At 71.7% G+C, this 17,338-nt stretch carries 16 protein-coding genes; 11 read left to right on the top strand and 5 right to left on the bottom strand.

The genetic code is table 11. The features are described from left to right. Nucleotides 1-48: 48 nt before the first annotated feature. Both katG and D1369_RS09915 read right to left on the bottom strand, forming a co-directional pair. Nucleotides 49-2,268: a catalase/peroxidase HPI gene (katG, locus tag D1369_RS09920; protein ID WP_007385290.1), complete on the bottom strand. Its 2,220-nt coding sequence runs from the start codon at nt 2,266-2,268 to the stop codon at nt 49-51. Nucleotides 2,269-2,292: 24 nt separating this feature from the next. Continuing rightward, entirely contained in the window at nt 2,293-2,739 is a 447-nt protein-coding gene (locus D1369_RS09915) for a Fur family transcriptional regulator (protein ID WP_007385291.1), read from the bottom strand. 226 nt (nt 2,740-2,965) lie between these two features. On the opposite strand from D1369_RS09915, the gene D1369_RS09910 reads away from it, so the two are divergent. From D1369_RS09910 to D1369_RS09890, 5 genes are all read left to right on the top strand, one after another. Further along, nucleotides 2,966-7,081, top strand: a complete 4,116-nt coding sequence (locus D1369_RS09910; protein ID WP_118082414.1) for a molybdopterin-dependent oxidoreductase — start codon at nt 2,966-2,968, stop codon at nt 7,079-7,081. 72 nt (nt 7,082-7,153) lie between these two features. Then, nucleotides 7,154-7,729, top strand: coding sequence for a hypothetical protein (locus D1369_RS09905; protein WP_162951006.1), 576 nt, complete (start codon nt 7,154-7,156; stop codon nt 7,727-7,729). Nucleotides 7,730-7,770: 41 nt separating this feature from the next. Continuing rightward, on the top strand, nt 7,771-8,472 hold the full coding sequence (locus tag D1369_RS09900) for a YcnI family protein (protein ID WP_037903724.1): 702 nt from the start codon (nt 7,771-7,773) through the stop codon (nt 8,470-8,472). Nucleotides 8,473-8,538: 66 nt separating this feature from the next. Further along, nucleotides 8,539-9,180, top strand: coding sequence for a hypothetical protein (locus D1369_RS09895; protein WP_007385296.1), 642 nt, complete (start codon nt 8,539-8,541; stop codon nt 9,178-9,180). 201 nt (nt 9,181-9,381) lie between these two features. After that, entirely contained in the window at nt 9,382-9,966 is a 585-nt protein-coding gene (locus D1369_RS09890) for a sigma-70 family RNA polymerase sigma factor (protein ID WP_037901662.1), read from the top strand. A gap of 189 nt (nt 9,967-10,155) precedes the next feature. Here D1369_RS09890 and D1369_RS09885 read toward each other — a convergent pair whose 3' ends face one another. Further along, a complete protein-coding gene (locus D1369_RS09885) occupies nt 10,156-10,635 on the bottom strand; it encodes a MarR family transcriptional regulator (protein WP_007385298.1) in 480 nt (159 codons plus the stop codon). 82 nt (nt 10,636-10,717) lie between these two features. On the opposite strand from D1369_RS09885, the gene D1369_RS09880 reads away from it, so the two are divergent. Next, nucleotides 10,718-11,233: a YceI family protein gene (locus D1369_RS09880; RefSeq protein WP_007385299.1), complete on the top strand. Its 516-nt coding sequence runs from the start codon at nt 10,718-10,720 to the stop codon at nt 11,231-11,233. Here D1369_RS09880 and D1369_RS09875 read toward each other — a convergent pair. After that, the gene (locus D1369_RS09875; protein ID WP_205574523.1) at nt 11,214-12,884 is read right to left on the bottom strand and encodes a hypothetical protein; all 1,671 of its coding nucleotides are present in this window, start codon (nt 12,882-12,884) and stop codon (nt 11,214-11,216) included. The two genes, D1369_RS09880 and D1369_RS09875, sit on opposite strands and share 20 nt — an antisense overlap. Nucleotides 12,885-13,152: 268 nt before the next feature. Between D1369_RS09875 and D1369_RS09870 the strand changes: the two genes are divergently transcribed. From D1369_RS09870 to D1369_RS09855, 4 genes are all read left to right on the top strand, one after another. Further along, nucleotides 13,153-13,542, top strand: a complete 390-nt coding sequence (locus D1369_RS09870; RefSeq protein ID WP_007385301.1) for a cell division protein SepF — start codon at nt 13,153-13,155, stop codon at nt 13,540-13,542. Between the two features lie 81 nt (nt 13,543-13,623). Continuing rightward, on the top strand, nt 13,624-14,820 hold the full coding sequence (locus tag D1369_RS09865; RefSeq protein WP_037903729.1) for a biotin transporter BioY: 1,197 nt from the start codon (nt 13,624-13,626) through the stop codon (nt 14,818-14,820). Further along, nucleotides 14,817-15,143, top strand: coding sequence for a nucleotide pyrophosphohydrolase (locus D1369_RS09860; protein ID WP_007385303.1), 327 nt, complete (start codon nt 14,817-14,819; stop codon nt 15,141-15,143). Before D1369_RS09865 ends, D1369_RS09860 begins: the two co-directional genes overlap by 4 nt. Before the next feature lie 155 nt (nt 15,144-15,298). After that, nucleotides 15,299-15,763 carry a DUF6099 family protein gene (locus D1369_RS09855; RefSeq protein ID WP_007385304.1) on the top strand — a complete coding sequence of 155 codons (465 nt, stop codon included), beginning with the start codon at nt 15,299-15,301 and terminating at the stop codon, nt 15,761-15,763. 152 nt (nt 15,764-15,915) lie between these two features. Here the strand turns inward: D1369_RS09855 and D1369_RS42850 are convergent, their stop codons facing one another. Further along, nucleotides 15,916-16,086: a hypothetical protein gene (locus tag D1369_RS42850; RefSeq protein ID WP_162951005.1), complete on the bottom strand. Its 171-nt coding sequence runs from the start codon at nt 16,084-16,086 to the stop codon at nt 15,916-15,918. Nucleotides 16,087-16,314: 228 nt separating this feature from the next. Here D1369_RS42850 and D1369_RS09850 point away from each other — a divergent pair, with 228 nt between their 5' ends. Further along, nucleotides 16,315-17,238 carry an LLM class F420-dependent oxidoreductase gene (locus tag D1369_RS09850; RefSeq protein WP_007385305.1) on the top strand — a complete coding sequence of 308 codons (924 nt, stop codon included), beginning with the start codon at nt 16,315-16,317 and terminating at the stop codon, nt 17,236-17,238. The last annotated feature ends 100 nt before the right edge of the window (nt 17,239-17,338 follow it).

Below are 17,338 nucleotides of genomic sequence, written 5' to 3'. Positions count from 1 at the left end.
CATGGGGGCCGGTCCAGTGGACCGGCCCCGACGTCATTCGGTTACCGCTCAGACCAGGTCGAAGCGGTCCAGGTTGGAGACCTTGACCCACGCGTCGACGAAGTCCTTCACGAACTTCTCCTTCGCGTCGTCGCTCGCGTAGACCTCGGCGAGCGCGCGCAGCTCGGAGTTGGAGCCGAAGACCAGGTCGGCACGGGTGCCGGTCCACTTCAGCTTGCCGGTCTCCGCGTCGCGGCCCTCGAAGGCCGTCTGGTCCTCGGAGGTGGACTTCCACGTCGTGCCCAGGTCGAGCAGGTTGACGAAGAAGTCGTTGGTCAGGACGCCCGGACGGTCGGTGAGGACGCCGTGCGTCGTGCCGCCCTGGTTGGCGCCGAGGACGCGCAGACCACCGACGAGGACAGTCATCTCGGGGGCGCTCAGGGTGAGCAGGTTCGCCTTGTCGACCAGCAGGAACTCGGCCGGCAGGCGGTTGCCCTTGCCGAGGTAGTTGCGGAAGCCGTCCGCGACCGGCTCGAGCGCCGCGAAGGACTCTACGTCGGTGTGCTCCTCGGTGGCGTCCACGCGGCCCGGCGTGAAGGGGACCTCCACGTAGTAGCCCGCGTCCTTGGCGGCCTGCTCGACCGCCGCGGCACCCGCGAGGACGATCAGGTCGGCCAGGGAGACCTTCTTCGCACCGGTGTTGAACTCGGCCTGGACACCCTCCAGGACGCGCAGCACCTGGGCGAGCTGCTCGGGGTCGTTGACCTCCCAGCCGCGCTGCGGCTCCAGGCGGATACGGGCGCCGTTGGCACCGCCGCGCTTGTCGCTGCCGCGGAAGGTGGACGCCGAGGCCCACGCGGTGGAGACGAGCTGCGAGACCGTGAGGCCGGTCTCCAGGACCTTGGCCTTCAGGGACGCGATGTCACCGGCGTCGATGGTCTCGCCCTCGGCCTGCGGCAGCGGGTCCTGCCACAGCAGCGTCTCGGCCGGGACCTCCGGGCCGAGGTACAGGGACTTCGGGCCCAGGTCACGGTGGGTCAGCTTGTACCAGGCGCGGGCGAAGGCGTCCGCGAACTGGTCCGGGTTCTCGTGGAAGCGCTTGGAGATCTCGCCGTAGATCGGGTCGAAGCGCAGCGAGAGGTCCGTGGTGAGCATCGTGGGCCGGCGCTTCTTCGACGGGTCGTGGGCGTCCGGGATGATCTCCTCGGAGTCCTTGGCCACCCACTGCTTGGCGCCGGCCGGGGACTCGGTGAGCTCCCATTCGTAGCCGAAGAGGATGTCGAAGAAGTCGTTGCTCCACTGGGTGGGCTTGGTGGTCCAGGTGACCTCGAGACCGGAGGTGATGGCGTCGCCGCCCTTGCCGGTGCCGTGGGTGGACTTCCAGCCCAGGCCCTGCTCCTCGAACGAGGCGGCCTCGGGGTCGTTGCCGACCGCGTCGGACGGGCCGGCGCCGTGGGTCTTGCCGAAGGTGTGACCACCGGCGATGAGGGCGACGGTCTCCTCGTCGTTCATCGCCATGCGGCGGAAGGTCTCGCGGATGTCGCGGGCCGCGGCCAGCGGGTCCGGGTTGCCGTTGGGGCCCTCGGGGTTGACGTAGATGAGGCCCATCTGGACCGCGCCGAGCGGGTTCTCCAGCTCACGGTCACCGGTGTAGCGCTGGTCGTCGAGCCAGGTGGTCTCGGGACCCCAGTAGACGTCCTCGTCGGCCTCCCAGACGTCCGCGCGGCCGCCGGCGAAGCCGAAGGTCTCGAAGCCCATGGTCTCCAGCGCGACGTTGCCGGTGAGGATCATGAGGTCGGCCCAGGAGATGGACTGGCCGTACTTCTTCTTGACCGGCCACAGCAGACGGCGGGCCTTGTCCAGGTTGACGTTGTCCGGCCAGCTGTTCAGCGGTGCGAAGCGCTGCTGGCCGCGGCCGCCACCGCCGCGGCCGTCGCTGATGCGGTAGGTGCCGGCGCTGTGCCAGGCCATCCGGACCATCAGCGGGCCGTAGTTGCCGAAGTCGGCGGGCCAGAAGTCCTGCGAGGTGGTCAGCACCTCGGCGATGTCCTGTTTCACGGCGGCGAGGTCAAGGGCCTGGAACGCCTCGGCGTAGTCGAAGTCCGCGCCGAGCGGGTTCGCCACGACCGGGTCCTTGGCGAGGATCTTCAGGTTCAGGCGCTCCGGCCACCACTGGCGGTTGCCGCCGCCCTGGGTGGGGTGCGCGGCGCGCCCGTGGGCGACCGGGCAGCCACCACCGGTGCCGTCGGTCTTGGCGTCGGTGACGATTGCATCGGGGTTCTCAGACATGGAAGTCCTTCCGAACTGGGTGGATCACGGTGCTGAAGTAAGCCTTTGGGTGGAGCAGCCGGGGCACAGGCCCCAGTAGATGACCTCGGCCTCGTCGATCGAGAAGCCGCGGTCGTCGGAAGCTGTCAGGCAAGGCGCGTGACCGACGGCACAGTCGACGTCGACGACGGCCCCGCACGACCGGCAGACCAGGTGATGGTGGTTGTCCCCGACCCGTCCCTCGAACCGTGCCGCGCTGCCGGGCGGCTCGATGCGGCGCACGAGGCCCGCCGCGGTGAGCGAGTGCAGGGCCTCGTACACGGCCTGGAGAGATATGTGGCCGAGACGGTCGCGCACTCCCGTGGCGATCGCGTCGGCCGCGAGGTGGTCACCGGCCCGGACGGTCTCGAGCAGTGCGACGCGCGCGGCCGTCACCCGCAGGCCGGCACCGCGCAGCTCATCGGCGGTGTTCGGAAGCTGGGGGGCGGTCATGGGGACCAACCTACCCCCACAAACACGAATGGTTCAAGAAATGGAACCGTTCCAAATCTGTGGCGCGTCGGATCGGGGCCCCGCTGCGTCACGAAGGCGCTCACAACAGTGCCCGGTGAGGTGTGCGGGCGGTGTAACCCCTGATGAACGGCTCGGGAGACATCTGTGTAATGGGCATTTCGTACGGTCGGTGAGATCGATTCGGCTGAGGTCAGGAGGCGTGCCCGTGGTGCGGACGGTCTGCTCGTACTGCGGTGTGGGCTGCGGCCTGGTCCTCGACATCGGCATGGGCCCCGACGGACGGCGTACGGTCCTGAAGGCCTCCGGCGACAAGGAGCACCCCGCCAACTTCGGCAAGCTCTGCACCAAGGGCGCGACCACCGCCGACCTGCTGGCCGCACCCGGACGGCTGACCACGGCCCTGGTAAGGCCCGAGCGGGGCGAGGAACCGGTGCCGGAAGCCGTCGCCACGGCGATCACCGAGACCGCCAGGCGGCTGCGGGAGATCGTCGACGAGCACGGCCCCGACGCGGTCTCCCTCTACGTCTCGGGGCAGATGAGCCTGGAGGCCCAGTACCTGGCGAACAAGCTCGCCAAGGGATTCCTGCGCACCAACCAGATCGAGTCGAACTCCCGGCTGTGCATGGCCAGTGCCGGCACCGGCTACAAGCTGTCCCTCGGCGCGGACGGCCCGCCCGGCTCGTACCAGGACTTCGAGGAGGCCGACCTCTTCCTCGTCATCGGCTCCAACATGGCCGACTGCCACCCGATCCTGTTCCTCAGGATGATGGAGCGGGTGAAGTCGGCGGGCGCCAAGGTGATCGTCGTCGACCCGCGGCGCACCGCCACGGCCGCGAAGGCGGACCTGTACCTCCAGATCGAGCCGGGCACCGACCTCGCGCTGCTCAACGGCCTGCTGCACCTGCTGCACGCGAACGGGGACATCGACCCGGACTTCATCGCCGCCCACACCGAGGGCTGGGAGGCGATGCCGGAGTTCCTCGCCGACTACCCGCCCGCCGCGGTGGCCGAGACGACGGGCCTCGCCGAGGAGGACATCCGGGAGGCGGCGCGGCTGATCGGCGAGGCCGGTGAGTGGATGAGCCTGTGGACCATGGGGCTCAACCAGTCCACCCACGGCACCTGGAACACCAACGCCCTGGTCAACCTCCATCTCGCCACGGGCGCCCTGTGCCGCCCCGGCAGCGGCCCCTTCTCCCTCACCGGCCAGCCCAACGCCATGGGGGGCCGCGAGATGGGCTACATGGGCCCGGGCCTGCCCGGCCAGCGCTCCGTCCTCGTCGACGACGAGCGGGCCTTCATGGAGGAGCTCTGGGAGCTGCCCCCGGACACCCTGCGCGCCGACGGCGTCGGCAAGGGCACGGTCGAGATGTTCCAGAAGATGGCCGACGGCGAGATCAAGGCCTGCTGGATCATCTGCACCAACCCGGTCGCCTCGGTCGCCAACCGCCGCACGGTCATCGAGGGCCTGGAAGCCGCCGAGTTCGTCGTCACCCAGGACGTCTTCGGCGACACCGAGACCAACGCGTACGCCGATGTCGTGCTCCCGGGTGCGCTGTGGACGGAGGGCGAGGGCGTCTTCGTCAACAGCGAGCGCAACCTCACGCTGACGCCTGCCGTGGCCGACCCGCCCGGCGAGGCGATGGCCGACTGGCGGATCATCGCCGCCGTCGCCTGCGAGATGGGGTACGGCAAGGGGTTCTCGTACGACAGCGCGGAGGACGTCTTCGAGGAGATCAAGCGGGCCTGGAACCCGAAGACGGGATGGGACCTGCGCGGGGTGACGTACGAGCGGCTACGGCGGACACCGGTGCAGTGGCCCGCGGCGAGCGAGGACGGCCCGGACCGGAATCCGATCCGGTACGTGGGGGAGGACGGGACGCTCCGCTTCCCCACCGCCAGCGGGCGGGCCGTCTTCCACGCCCGGCCGCACATTCCGCCGGCCGAGATGCCGGACGACGACTACCCCTTCGTCCTGAACACCGGGCGGCTCCAGCACCAGTGGCACACGCTCACCAAGACGGCGAAGGTGGCGAAGCTCAACAAGCTGAACCCCGGGCCCTTCGTGGAGCTGCATCCGAGGGACGCGTCGGCCCTGGGGGTGGCCGACGGCGACTCGGTCGAGGTGGCCTCGCGGCGCGGGCGGGCCGTGCTGCCGGCCGTGGTGACGGACCGGGTGCGGCCGGGGTGCTGCTTCGCGCCCTTCCACTGGAACGACCTGTTCGGCGAGTACTTGAGCGTCAACGCGGTGACGAGCGACGCGGTGGATCCGCTGTCGTTCCAGCCGGAGTTCAAGGTGTGCGCGGTGTCGCTGACGAAGGTGCCCACGCCGGTGACCGTGCGGACTCCGGTGGCCGCGGTGGCTCCGGCCCCGTTTCCGGCGGTCGCGCTGGAGGCCGCAGAGGCTGCCCCCTCCGCCGCCACGGCCGCGTCCGTCTTCGGCCTCGACCCCGCACCGCCGCCCGTCCTCACCGCGCAGGAGCGTCAGTACCTGGTGGGCTTCCTCGCCGGGGTCCCCGCCGGGGCGCCCGGGGTGCCGGTGCTGCCGCCCGACGCACCCTTCAGCCCCGAACACGCCCTGTGGGTGAACGGCACACTCGCCGGGATGTACTCCCGGGCGGCGGCCACACAGCCTTCGGCCACACTGTCACGCCGTGAGGTCGTCATCCTGTGGGCCTCGCAGACCGGCAACGCCGAGGAGTTCGCGGCCGCCACCGCCGAGCGGCTCAAGACCGTCGGTCACCCCGCCTCCCTGCTCGGCATGGACGAGGCCGATCTCGGTACGCTGCCCGCCGAGGCCGACCTGCTGCTGATCACCAGCACCTTCGGCGACGGCGACGCCCCCGACAACGGCAGCGGCTTCTGGGAGACCCTGGCCGACCCCGGCACCCCCCGCCTGGAGGGCCGTCGGTACGCCGTGCTGGCCTTCGGCGACTCCTCGTACGACGACTTCTGCGGCCACGGCCGACGCCTCGACCAGCGCCTCGACGAACTCGGCGCGCGACGGCTCGCCCCGCGCACGGACTGCGAACCGGACTACGAGGACGCGGCACACGGCTGGCTTGACCAGATCCTGACGGCCCTGTCCGACGCCGCCGAGGCACACTCCGGCACCTCGACGGCCGCCTCCACCAGGTCCGTCGCCCTCGCCGGACCGACCTCGCGACCCGCCGCCCCCGCGGCGCCCGCGCGCCCGGCGAAACCTGCCCCCGTCCTCGCCCGCCTCACCGGCAACCGCCTCCTGAGCCTGCCCGGCGCCGGCAAGGAGGTCCGCAGGTTCACCTTCGACACCCGGGACGCGGAGAGCCCGCTGCTCTACGAGGCGGGTGACGCCCTCGGCATCCGGCCGCTCAACTCGGCGGACCTGGTCGAGGAGTGGCTTGCGGTGACCGGTCTGGACGCCGAGGCCGCCGTGGACGTCAACGGCGTGGGCGAGGTCGCCCTCGGCGAGGCGTTCCGGCGCCACCTCGACATCACCAGGATCACCCCGGGCCTGCTCCGGTTCGTCGCCGAACGCACCAGGGACCCACGGGAGTTGAAGAAGCTCCTGCGCCCGGACAACAAGGACGAGCTCGCCAAGTGGGGCTGGGGCAGGCAGGCCGTGGACGTGATCACGGAGTACGCCGTGGAGGCCGGCCCACAGGAGTGGGCGCGGATCCTCGGACGCCTCCAGCCCCGCCTGTACTCCATATCGTCCAGCCCGCTGACCGACCCGCACCTGGTCTCGCTGACCGTGTCCGTGGTGCGCTACGAGAACCTGCGCGGCAGGCCCCGCCAGGGTGTCTGCTCGCCCTTCCTCGCCGACGCCGCCGCGGACACCCCGGTGCCCGTCCACGTCCAGCGCTCCCCGCACTTCCGCCCGCCGGCCGACTCCGCCACGCCCATGGTCATGGTCGGCCCCGGCACCGGTGTCGCGCCCTTCGTCGGCTTCCTGGAGCAGCGCCGGGCTCTCGGCCAACGGGGCCCGAACTGGCTGTTCTTCGGCGAACAGCATCGGGCGACCGACTTCTACTACGAGGACGAGCTGACCGGCTTCCTGGCGGACGGCACCCTCGCCCGCCTGGACACCGCCTTCTCCCGCGACCAGCGCGCCAAGGTCTACGTCCAGGACCGGATGCGCGAGCACGGCCCGCTGCTGTGGTCCTGGCTCCAGGAGGGCGCCCACTTCTACGTGTGCGGTGACGCCTCCCGGATGGCGAAGGACGTCGACCGGGCGCTCCGGGACATCGCGGTCCTGCACGGCGGCATGGACGAGGCGGGCGCGGCGGCCTATGTGAAGCAACTCGCCACCGACAAGCGCTATGTGCGTGACATCTACTGACCGAACCCGAACCCGAACCCGAACCCGAACCCGAGTCCGGGGCCCGGGCCACACGTGGGAGTATCGATCGCCATGAGGGCGTCCCCTGCGGTCCGGAGCCTGCGCGCGGCGGTGTTCGCCGCGCTCTGCGTGCTGCTGGCCGCCGGCGGGCACACCCTGGCGACCGGCACGGCACCGCCGGTGTGGACGCAGACGGCCGGGTTCGTGCCGGTGTTCGCGGCCGGGTGGCTGCTCGGCGGCCGCGAGAGGCCCCTCGCGGCCATCGGCGGGGCGACCCTCGCCTCCCAGGGCGGACTGCATCTGGCCTTCGGCGCGGCGCGGCCGCACCCGGTGATGGTCATGCACGGCATGCGCATGACCCACTCGCACGTCCACACCCTGACCCCGCACGCCACCGCGGCCCACGTCGCGGCCGCCGTCCTGCTGACCTGGTGGCTGCGGCGCGGCGAGGCCGCCCTGTGGTCGATCCTGCGCCGGGCGGTCACGCTCGTACCGGGCCTCGCGGCCTGGTGGCGGGGATACGGCGAACCGGTCGCCCCGGATCCCGTACGCCCACCGGCCGACGGCCCGCGCACCCCCTGCCCGCTCCTGCTCCGCCACACCGTCCACCGGCGCGGACCGCCCACCTGGATCCCGTACGCGATCTGACCCCTTCACCCCTTTCCTGTCAGTACGGAGATCCCTCACCCATGTCCTCAGCACGCACCGCCCTGCGCCGCGCCGGCCTCGGCGCCGCCCTCGCCGCCTCCGCCGTCCTCACCGCCGCGGGCGTCGCCTCCGCGCACGTCACCGTCCATCCCGACCGTTACGCCAAGGGCGCCACCGACGGCGCCCTCACGTTCCGCGTGCCCGACGAGAGCGACACCGCGAGCACCACGAAGGTGCAGCTGTTCCTGCCCACCGACCACCCCCTGCTCGGCGTGCTCGTCTCCCCGCGCGACGGCTGGACCGCCAAGGTCACCGACACCAAGCTCAAGACGCCGGTCAAGACGGACGACGGCACGATCACCGACGCGGTCTCCGAGATCACCTGGACCGGCGGGAAGATCGGTCCCGGCCAGTACGAGGACTTCGACGTCGCCTTCGGTCAACTGCCCGACGACACCGCCCAGCTGACCTTCAAGACCCTCCAGACCTACTCCGACGGGAAGGTCGTCCGCTGGATCGAGGAGGCCGCCGGGGGCGACGACGAGCCGGAGAACCCGGCGCCCGTCCTGAAGCTGACCTCGGGCACCGGCGCGTCCGCCGCCCCCAAGGTCTCGGCGACCACCTCCGCTGCCGCCGTGAGCGACTCGACCGCCCGCGGCCTCGGCGTCGCCGGACTGGTCGTGGGCGTCCTGGGCCTGGCGGCGGCCGCCTTCGCCGTCGTGCGGGGTCGCCGTGCGCAGTGAGCGGGAGCCTGTGGATTTCCGTACCCACAGGTGAAGGCGGGTGCCCGGATGGGAGGATGAGGCGCCATGACAGCAGGGTGGTGTGCACGCACAGTACGGGCCGCGGTGTTCGCGGCCGTCTGTGTGCTGCTCGCCGCCCTGGGCCATGTCCTCATGTCCGGCGCCCCCGTGCCGGGTTGGACACTGGCCGCGGGCCTGGCGGTGACCGGGTGCGCGGGCTGGTGTCTGGCCGGCCGTGAACGCGGGCTGCCGCTGATCGTGGCCGTCGTGGTCGCAGCCCAGACGGCCCTCCACTCGGCGTTCTCCCTGACGCAGCCCACAACGGCGGGGCAGGACATGGGCGGGATGCACATGGAGTCCATGCACATGAGCGGCATGGACTCCCTCGACGCGGCCCCAGCGGGGACCTCGTCGGGTGTCGGCGCCCTCTCCTTCCTCGTGCCGTTCGGGATGTACGCCGCCCATCTGCTCGCCGCGCTTCTCACCGGGCTCTGGCTGGCGTACGGCGAACGGGCCGCGTTCCGCATCCTGCGGGCTGTCGGGGCCCGGCTGGTCGCCCCGCTGCGCCTGCTGTTCGCCTTGCCCGCCACCCCGCACCGCCCGCGTCTGCGGGTACGCCGGGCCCGCTCGCAGCGGGCGCCGCGGCTTCTCCTTCTCGTCCACGCGATCACCCATCGGGGCCCGCCCCCGGGGACCGCTGTCGCCTGACGACAGACGGTTTCCCGAGGCGCCCCTCGCGCGCCTCGGGCTCGGTCGTGCACCCGCACCTGTGCCGCCGGCACCTGTGCCCGCCGCACGTGTGCCCACCGCACACGTGGTCGCCGCACGGCCGTATCCCCTCACCGGACCGCCGTGCACCTGTGTGCGCCGGAGCGGCCCGGATCACGGCTGACCCGAGAAGGACACCTGGTGATCACTTCCGCCCTGCCCGCCGCTGCCGAACTCCGCGCTCAACGGGACTCCGCCGACGCCTCCGTCACCGCCTGGGCACTCGCCGCCCGCGCCGGTGACACCGATGCCGTCGACCGTTTCGTACGCGCGCTGCACCATGACGTCCTGCGCTATGTCTCCTACCTCTGCGCCGACCCCCAGTCCGTGGACGACCTGGCCCAGGACACCTTCCTGCGGGCGCTCGGCAGCCTGCACCGGTTCGAGGGGCGGTCCTCGGCGCGGACCTGGCTGCTGTCCATCGCCCGCCGTGCGGTGATCGACGGCTTCCGGCACGCCGCGGCCCGGCCCCGCCGGTACGACAGTTCGGACTGGCAGGCCGCGGTGGAGCGTGCGCAGCCCCGGAATGTGCCCGGATTCGACGACGGGATAGCGCTGCTCGATCTGTTGGGCGCGTTGTCCGACGAGCGGCGGGAGGCGTTTGTGCTGACGCAGTTGCTGGGCTTGTCGTACGAGGAGGCCGCTGTGGTGAGTGGTTGCCCGGTGGGGACTGTGCGGTCCCGGGTGGCGCGGGCCAGGGGGGTGCTGATGGAACTGGTGGTGTGAGTGCGCCTGCCGGGGTGCCACGAGGGGGTCGTGGGGGCGAGTGCGGCAGCGTGGTGGCCGGTCGCGCAGTTCCCCGCGCCCCTGAACCCGCGCCCCTGAACCCGCGCCCCTGAACCCGCTCACCGCCTGGTGCGGAGGCACGGGGCAGCCGTACCTGCTGGGGCCGGACTGCCCGCACCGCACCGGTGACTACTCCCGTGCCGTCTCCGCGGCGAAATCGGGCATCAGCGCGCACAACGCCTGGCGCTGTGCCGGGCCCATGAAGCGCCCGAGTGCCTCCTTGACCGTCTCGGCGAGTGCGTCGGATGCGTCCTTGAGCAGTCCCCGGGCCTTCTCGGTGAGGGCGACCTCGATGCCCCGCTTGTCGCCGCAGACCGACCTGCGGGTGACCAGCCCCGCGTGCTGAAGGCAGGCGACCTGGTAGGTGAGGCGGGTCTTGGGGCGGCCCAGGAGTTCGGCGACCTGGGTCATGCGCAGGGCCTGGCCGGGGTCCGCGGCGAGCAGGCACAGGACCAGGAACTCGTCGTGCGAGACGTCCAGGCGTTCCTTGACGACGGAGCGCAGCTCCTGCTCGACGGCTCCCGTCGCGGCCAGCATCAGCATCCATGCGTGCAGCTCAGGGGGCAGGAGCCCGCCGGACGTGGTGGGACATTCGGACGGATCGGCCATGCTTCGAGTGTAGCTGTTGTTCAAATTTGGAGTATGAGCTAGCGTGGTGTCATCCAAATTTGGACTACAGGAGTGAGCCATCATGTCCGTCGCCGTCGAAACCGGAACCTGGCAGCTCGACCGGACCGCCACCACCGTCGCGCTCAAGCACAGGACGATGTGGGGCCTGGTCACCGTGAAGGGCACCTTCACCACCGTGGACGGTCACGGCGAGGTGCGGGCCGACGGGTCCGCCGTCGGCACCGTGACCCTCGACGCCGCCTCCCTCGACACCAAGAACGCCAAGCGGGACACCCACCTGCGCGGGTCCGACTTCTTCGACGTCGACAACCACCCCGAGATCACCTTCGCGGTGCGCAGCGCCGAGCTGCGCGACGGCGATCAGGTGCACGTGATCGGTCAGCTCACCGCGCGCGGCGTCAGCCGCCCCCAGTCCTTCACCGCGCGGCTCGTCGACGCGAGCGCCGACGCGGTCACGCTGCACGCGGAGTTCTCGGTGGACCGCGAGCACTTCGGCCTGGGCTGGAACCAGCTCGGCATGATCCGCGGCCTGACCGCGGTCACCGCCTCGCTCCGCTTCAAGCGGTCGGCAGCGTGACGTACGTGCTCGACAGCGTCTGCGGCGCGGAGGTGAACACCCGGAGCCGGACCTTCTGACCCGGCTTCGGGAGGGCGTACGTCCCCCCGGGCGGCCGCAGTTCATAGGTCGCCGTCGTGTGCGCTGCCAGCGTGGCCGGACCGCGCAGCACCGAGAAGTACGGGTACATGCCCTGGCCCCGGGTGAGGGTGAAGTGGGGCGTGAGGGCGTCGTCGTCCGTGTTGGTGACGCGGAGGGTCAGCCGGGAGAGCGTGCGGACGTCGTGCCGCACCGAGGTGACCTCAAGGCGCAGGGGCGGCGACCCGGTGGCCGCCAGTGTCGCGCTCACCAGCGCCGGACTCAGCAGTACGACGGCCGCGGCGATCCGCGCCGGACGCCGGTGCGGGCCGGTGAGCCGGCGCGCGAACGGCTGCCAGGCCCCGGCGAGCTCCGAGGCCGGCGCGGTGACCGCCGTCGCCAGCCACAGCGGGGTCATCATCAGGTAGTAACCGTCCTGCGAACGCGTCGCCAGCCAGAAGGCCAGCCACGGCAGCACGGTCGCCGCAGGACCGAGGCGGCGCACGAACAGCACGAACAGCGCCAGCAGACCGGCGAGCAGCAACAGGCTCGCGTACCCGTACCAGTCGAGCCGGTCGCTGCCGTCCGTGAGATACAGCGACACGCCCACCAGGCCCTGGCCGTGCAGCACCGCGCCCTGGATCAGCGGCAGCGCGATCCCCTTCAGCCACGCGACCGGCTGGCTCACGACGAAGTACGTGTTGATCAGCAGCCATACGGTGGTGGCGACCCCGGCGAGCCGCAGCACCACCAGGCCCGCCGCCCGCCCGCCGAGCTCCCCGCGCCGTACCGCGTAGATCCCGGCGAACAGGAACGGCGCGAGGAACCACGGCAGTTGCTGCGCCGCGCACGCCGCGCCCAGACAGGCGGCCTGCGCCACCCCGGCAGCACCCAGCCGCCCGCCCCGGCCGATCCGGGGCCAGCGCACCACCACCGGCACCAGCAGGGCCAGCGCCAGGATCGCCGGGTAGCCGAGACGGCCGTACATGGGAATCATCGAGAACCCCAGGCACGTCATGGTCGCCGCCGACCGCCACGGGGCGGGCAGCAGCCACCACAGCACGACCGTGCCGACGAGCAGTGCTCCGGTGCTCATCGCTATGGCCGGCAGGCCACCGTGCCCGAGCCACAGGAGGGGGGCGGTCAGCAGCGGGGCGAGCGGGGGATAGCCGTACGTGTAGTCGTAGCCACCCGTGACGGTCGGGGTGAGCGCGATGCCGTCGCCGCCGAAGAGCCAGGGCCAGGGACGGCCGTAGATCCCGTGCCCGGCGACCAGGTCGCGGGCCGCCTGGGCGGTGAGGACGGACTCGTCGGAGCCGCGGTGGAACAGGACGAACGCGCACAGGGCGAGCATCAGGCCGGTCACCAGCACGCACAGGTCCACGCGCGCGAGCGACCGTCGGCCGCGCACGACCAGGGCCAGGACACCGCAGACGAGGATCGAGGCGTAGCAGACCGAGATGACCGCGGCCACGGCGGGCCGGTGGGTGGCCGCCTGGGTCCACACCTCGCGCGTGCCGATGAAGAGGCTGACGTCCGCGAGCAGCGTCAGGACGCGATGCCACTGCGTGGGAGGTTCCGGGGCGGCGGACACCGCCGGCTGGGTCGGCCGGCCGGGTGCCGACAGCTGAGTATCTGCCAGGAGCACGGGATCGGACGCTAATCGGACCCGGTGAGGGGGTCTCCGCCGGAGGCCAAGAGTCCGGTGTGAGGCGGGTAAGACCCTTTCGTCCGCGCCGGACGGCGGTGTGATGTGACCGCCGTGACGGTCGCGGACCGTGTCGCTGTTGGGCCGAACGGGTGACTTGGCGTAAGAATTGGCTGGTGCAGGCATTGAAGGCGAGTCGGATCGGGGGGAGCCGGTGAACAGGTACGACGTCACCGATGAACAGTGGGAGGGGCTCGCCCAGGTCGTTCCGTTGCGTGGGCGGGACGCGTGGCCGTCCGCGGTCGGACACCGGTCCATGCCGGAGGCCGAGACCGAGGCCAGACGCCGTTTCGTCGTCCTGCGGATCAACGTCTTCGCGGACGCCCGCGAGGTCGCCGAGACCCTGATGGCGGGCATCCCCGTCCTGCTCGACCTCACCGGCGCGGAGACCGAGGTCGCCAAGCGGGTCCTCGACTTCAGTACGGGAGTCGTGTTCGGGCTGGCCAGCGGGATGCACCGGGTCGACCGGAACGTGTTCCTGCTCACTCCGGCCGGGACCGAGGTGACGGGCCTGATGGAGAGCGCCGGCATGCCGGGGTCCTGAGCCTCGGGGAGGTTAGCTCGTTCGTAGGAAGGCCGCCGCGGAGGAACGGTTCGCCCGGTGGCGGAGTCCTACGGTCCGGATATGCGTGTGTCCCCCACCTCCCCCGTAGTGCCGGCTCAGTCGGCGTCTCCGCTCGCGGAGCCGACGCAGGGCGCTCAGCCCCGCCCCGACCGGCCCTGCCTCGTCGAACTGCGGCTCTCCGCGTACGCCGTGCACCGGCGGGCCGGACTGCCGCTTGGGCCGCTGACCCTGCTGGCCGGGCCCAGCGGGAGCGGCAAGACGAGCGCGCTCAGGGCGTACGAGGCGCTCGCGCGGCTCGGGGGCGGCGCGAGCCTCGGCGAGGTGTTCCTCCGACCCGAGGCCTGCGTCCCCGACCGGGCCCGCCCGGACGCACAGCGCCGCCGCGGCTTCAGGATCGGCTGCACGGCCGACGGGCCCGAGGGTCCGGTCCGGCTCGACCTCGCGGTCCAGGCCGAGCCCGAACTGCGCATCGTGGGGGAGCGGTTGACCTCCGGTGGGCTCGTCCTGCTGGAGACCGCCCTGCGCGACCCCTCCCGCCGGGCCGTGCAGGCCGCCTGGCACACCGCCGGGAACGCACCGGTCACCCGTGCCCCGCTCCCGGACGACCGGCTCGGCACCCCCCTGCTGCCGCTGCGCGTGGCCGGCAAGACGGACGGGCAGCGGCGGGTCCTCGCCGCCGCCGAACAGATGGTCGTCGCCCTGCGCTCCGTCTTCGGCTGCGACCCGCGGCCCGGACGCATGCGCCTGCCCGTGCCGACCGGTTCGGGACGGCTGCTCGGCGGCTGCGACAACCTCGCCGACGTGCTGTGGCGCACCCGGGCGGAGTGCGGCCGACGGCACGCCCAACTCGTCGCCGCGGTGCGCGCCGGATGCGCGGGCCCCGTCGCCGACGTGCTCGCCGAACCCCTGGTCGCCGGGAGGGTCAGGGCCCTGCTCGACCGCGGCGACGGCGGCCGGACGGAGCTCGCGCGGCTGGGCGACGGCGAGTTGAGGTACCTCGCCCTCGCCCTGGTGCTGCTCACCGGCCCTGGGGTGCTGGAGGTCGACCCGGCCGGTGAGGTGCCCGCCGCGATGCAGACGCTCACCGTGCTCGCCGACAACCTCGACCGGAGCCTGGACCCACGGCAGCGGACCGAACTGCTGGGGCTGGCCGTGCGGATGTGCGAGCGCGGGCACATCCGGCTCGTCGGCGCGGTGAGCGACGCCTCGTGGGCCGCCGGGGTGGACGGCGTCACGGTGGTACACCTGGAGCCGTGACCGAACCCCTCGACGTGGCGAAACTGCAGCGCCGGCTGGCCGACTTCGCGGCGGCGCGCGACTGGCAGCAGTACCACACCCCCAAGAACCTCGTCGCCGCGCTCAGCGTGGAGGCCTCCGAACTGGTCGAGATCTTCCAGTGGTTGACCCCCGAGGAGTCGACGCGGGTCATGGACGACCCCGACAGCGCGCACCGCGTCACGGACGAGATCGCCGACGTGCTCGCCTATCTGCTCCAGCTGTGCGAGGTGCTCGGCGTCGATCCGCTGACCGCGCTGGACGCGAAGATCGACCGCAACGAGCGGCGGTTTCCGGCGCCGTGAGGAAGGATTCAGTCCACTTTTACTGTCCGTGACGAAAAACCGCTTCGAAACCGATTTGTTGTCCATAGATTTCCGTCTACCTCTGGTTTTTCGTTCCGAGCGATCTCACTCTGGGTAGTGGACAAGGGAGTTCGGGCGACAGACGGGGGCAGCCGATGGACGCGGTGCGGCTCATCGTGACGAGCAGGCGTGCCCTGGCCGGGGGCGGCGAGGCGCCCCAGGTCATGGCGGAGGTGTGGCAGGCGCAGGCCCTGGCCCAGGCGATAGGGAGCCGGCTCGCGGTCGCCGGACCCCCGGAACTCCGGGGCGAGGCGCTGGGGTTGACCGAACTGGCGGGCCGGGGCTGCGGGGTCCTGGAGCGTCCCGACATCGCCGTGGCGGAGCTGCGGGCCGCCCAGCTCACCGAACTCGGCGATGCCCGCCAGGCCCTCCTCTGCCTCGGCGGCCTCCTCGGCGAGGTGGGCATAGCCCTGGTCGGCCTCGCCTGCGCGGCGGACGACGAGACGACGTACTGGCAGTGCATGGAGGCGATCGACGCGGCGGACGAGTCGCGGGACCGGGTACTGCAGATGCTGCGAAGACTGGCGGACCGGGTGGAGGGGTTGCCGGAGGCGGGGTGAGTCCTCGGCTGCGAGCCGGTGACGGCTGGTCGCGCAGTTCCCCGCGCCCCTCAGTGGGTGCAGTCGAAGTACGCCCAGCTGTACCCACCTCTTTCAGGGGCGCGGGGAACTGCGCGACCAGCCATGACGCACCCGCAGCCGGAGAACTGCCCTCAGCCGACCTCTTCCTCACCAGCCCCCCGCCCGGAACCCCCGGTCCCCTGAAGATCCGCATCCAGCGCAGAAAGATCCGCGTTCAGCGCCGCCATCAACTCCTCCATCTGCTGCAGCAACCCCTTCGGCTGCCCAGCCCCCGCAGTCAGCGGCACGGTTTCTTCGGACATGACGGCCTCCTCGGCCCCAGGACCCCGGCGACGGGGCCGACGCGGGTAACGGATCACGCACCGGCGACGACAAGCCGGCTCCGCCCGAGCCAACGATCACCAAAGGGCCCGGTCACTGGCCCGGTCAGCCCTCGCACATCCCGCCCACGGATTTTCACCCGCCCGGGGACGCGCGGGAGCACAGGGACCGATGGGAGTGCGGCGAACCGCTGCGTGCAGGATGGAGCCATGGATCTCCGCATCTTCACCGAGCCCCAGCAGGGCGCGAGCTACGACACCCTCCTCACCGTCGCCAAGGCCACGGAAGACCTCGGCTTCGACGCGTTCTTCCGCTCCGACCACTACCTGAAGATGGGCGACGCCGACGGCCTCCCCGGCCCCACCGACGCCTGGATCACCCTCGCCGGCCTCGCCCGCGAGACCAAGCGGATCCGCCTGGGCACCCTGATGACCGCCGCCACCTTCCGGCTCCCCGGCGTCCTCGCCATCCAGGTCGCCCAGGTCGACCAGATGTCCGGCGGCCGTGTCGAACTGGGCCTGGGCGCAGGGTGGTTCGAGGAGGAGCACACGGCGTACGGCATCCCGTTCCCGAAGGAGAAGTTCCCGCGCCTGGAGGAACAGCTGGAGATCGTCACCGGCCTGTGGGCCACCGAGCCCGGCGAGACCTTCGACTTCCACGGCAAGCACTACGAGCTCACGAACTCGCCCGCGCTGCCCAAGCCCGCCCAGCACAAGATCCCCGTGCTGATCGGCGGTCACGGCGCGACCCGCACCCCGCGCCTCGCCGCGCGCTACGCCGACGAGTTCAACATGCCGTTCGCCTCGCCCGAGGACAGCGAGACCCAGTTCGGCCGGGTCCGAGCCGCCGCCCAGGAGGCGGGCCGCGCGGCCGACGCGATCACCTTCTCCAACGCCCTCGTCGTCTGCGTCGGCAAGGACGACCAGGAGGTCGCCCGCCGTGCCGCGGCGATCGGCCGTGAGGTCGAGGAGCTCAAGACCAACGGCCTGGCCGGCACCCCCGCCGAGGTCGTCGACAGGATCGGCCGCTACGCCGCCGTGGGGTCCCGCCGGATCTACCTCCAGATCCTCGACCTCGACGACCTGGACCATCTGGAGCTGATCTCCGCCCAGGTCCAGTCGCAGCTGTCGTAGCCGGCGCCTGCCGTTAATCGAAGGCGCAGGTGGGACCGACTGTGGGAAGCTGAGGCAGTCGTCCTGCCGAGCCCCCGGGATCACCGTCCTCGGGGGCTCT

Source organism: Streptomyces sp. CC0208 (genome assembly GCF_003443735.1).
GTDB classification, from domain to species: domain Bacteria; phylum Actinomycetota; class Actinomycetes; order Streptomycetales; family Streptomycetaceae; genus Streptomyces; species Streptomyces sviceus.
This window is presented reverse-complemented; position numbering and strand designations above follow the sequence as displayed.

Bases quoted from the DNA above. Each gene is read 5' to 3' on its own strand.
- katG (WP_007385290.1), bottom strand. From the start codon at position 2,268: ATGTCTGAGAACCCCGATGCAATCGTCACCGACGCCAAGACCGACGGC.
- D1369_RS09915 (WP_007385291.1), bottom strand. From the start codon at position 2,739: ATGACCGCCCCCCAGCTTCCGAACACCGCCGATGAGCTGCGCGGTGCC.
- D1369_RS09905 (WP_162951006.1), top strand. From the start codon at position 7,154: ATGAGGGCGTCCCCTGCGGTCCGGAGCCTGCGCGCGGCGGTGTTCGCC.
- D1369_RS09900 (WP_037903724.1), top strand. From the start codon at position 7,771: ATGTCCTCAGCACGCACCGCCCTGCGCCGCGCCGGCCTCGGCGCCGCC.
- D1369_RS09895 (WP_007385296.1), top strand. From the start codon at position 8,539: ATGACAGCAGGGTGGTGTGCACGCACAGTACGGGCCGCGGTGTTCGCG.
- D1369_RS09885 (WP_007385298.1), bottom strand. From the start codon at position 10,635: ATGGCCGATCCGTCCGAATGTCCCACCACGTCCGGCGGGCTCCTGCCC.
- D1369_RS09880 (WP_007385299.1), top strand. From the start codon at position 10,718: ATGTCCGTCGCCGTCGAAACCGGAACCTGGCAGCTCGACCGGACCGCC.
- D1369_RS09865 (WP_037903729.1), top strand. From the start codon at position 13,624: ATGCGTGTGTCCCCCACCTCCCCCGTAGTGCCGGCTCAGTCGGCGTCT.
- D1369_RS09855 (WP_007385304.1), top strand. From the start codon at position 15,299: ATGGACGCGGTGCGGCTCATCGTGACGAGCAGGCGTGCCCTGGCCGGG.
- D1369_RS42850 (WP_162951005.1), bottom strand. From the start codon at position 16,086: ATGTCCGAAGAAACCGTGCCGCTGACTGCGGGGGCTGGGCAGCCGAAG.
- D1369_RS09850 (WP_007385305.1), top strand. From the start codon at position 16,315: ATGGATCTCCGCATCTTCACCGAGCCCCAGCAGGGCGCGAGCTACGAC.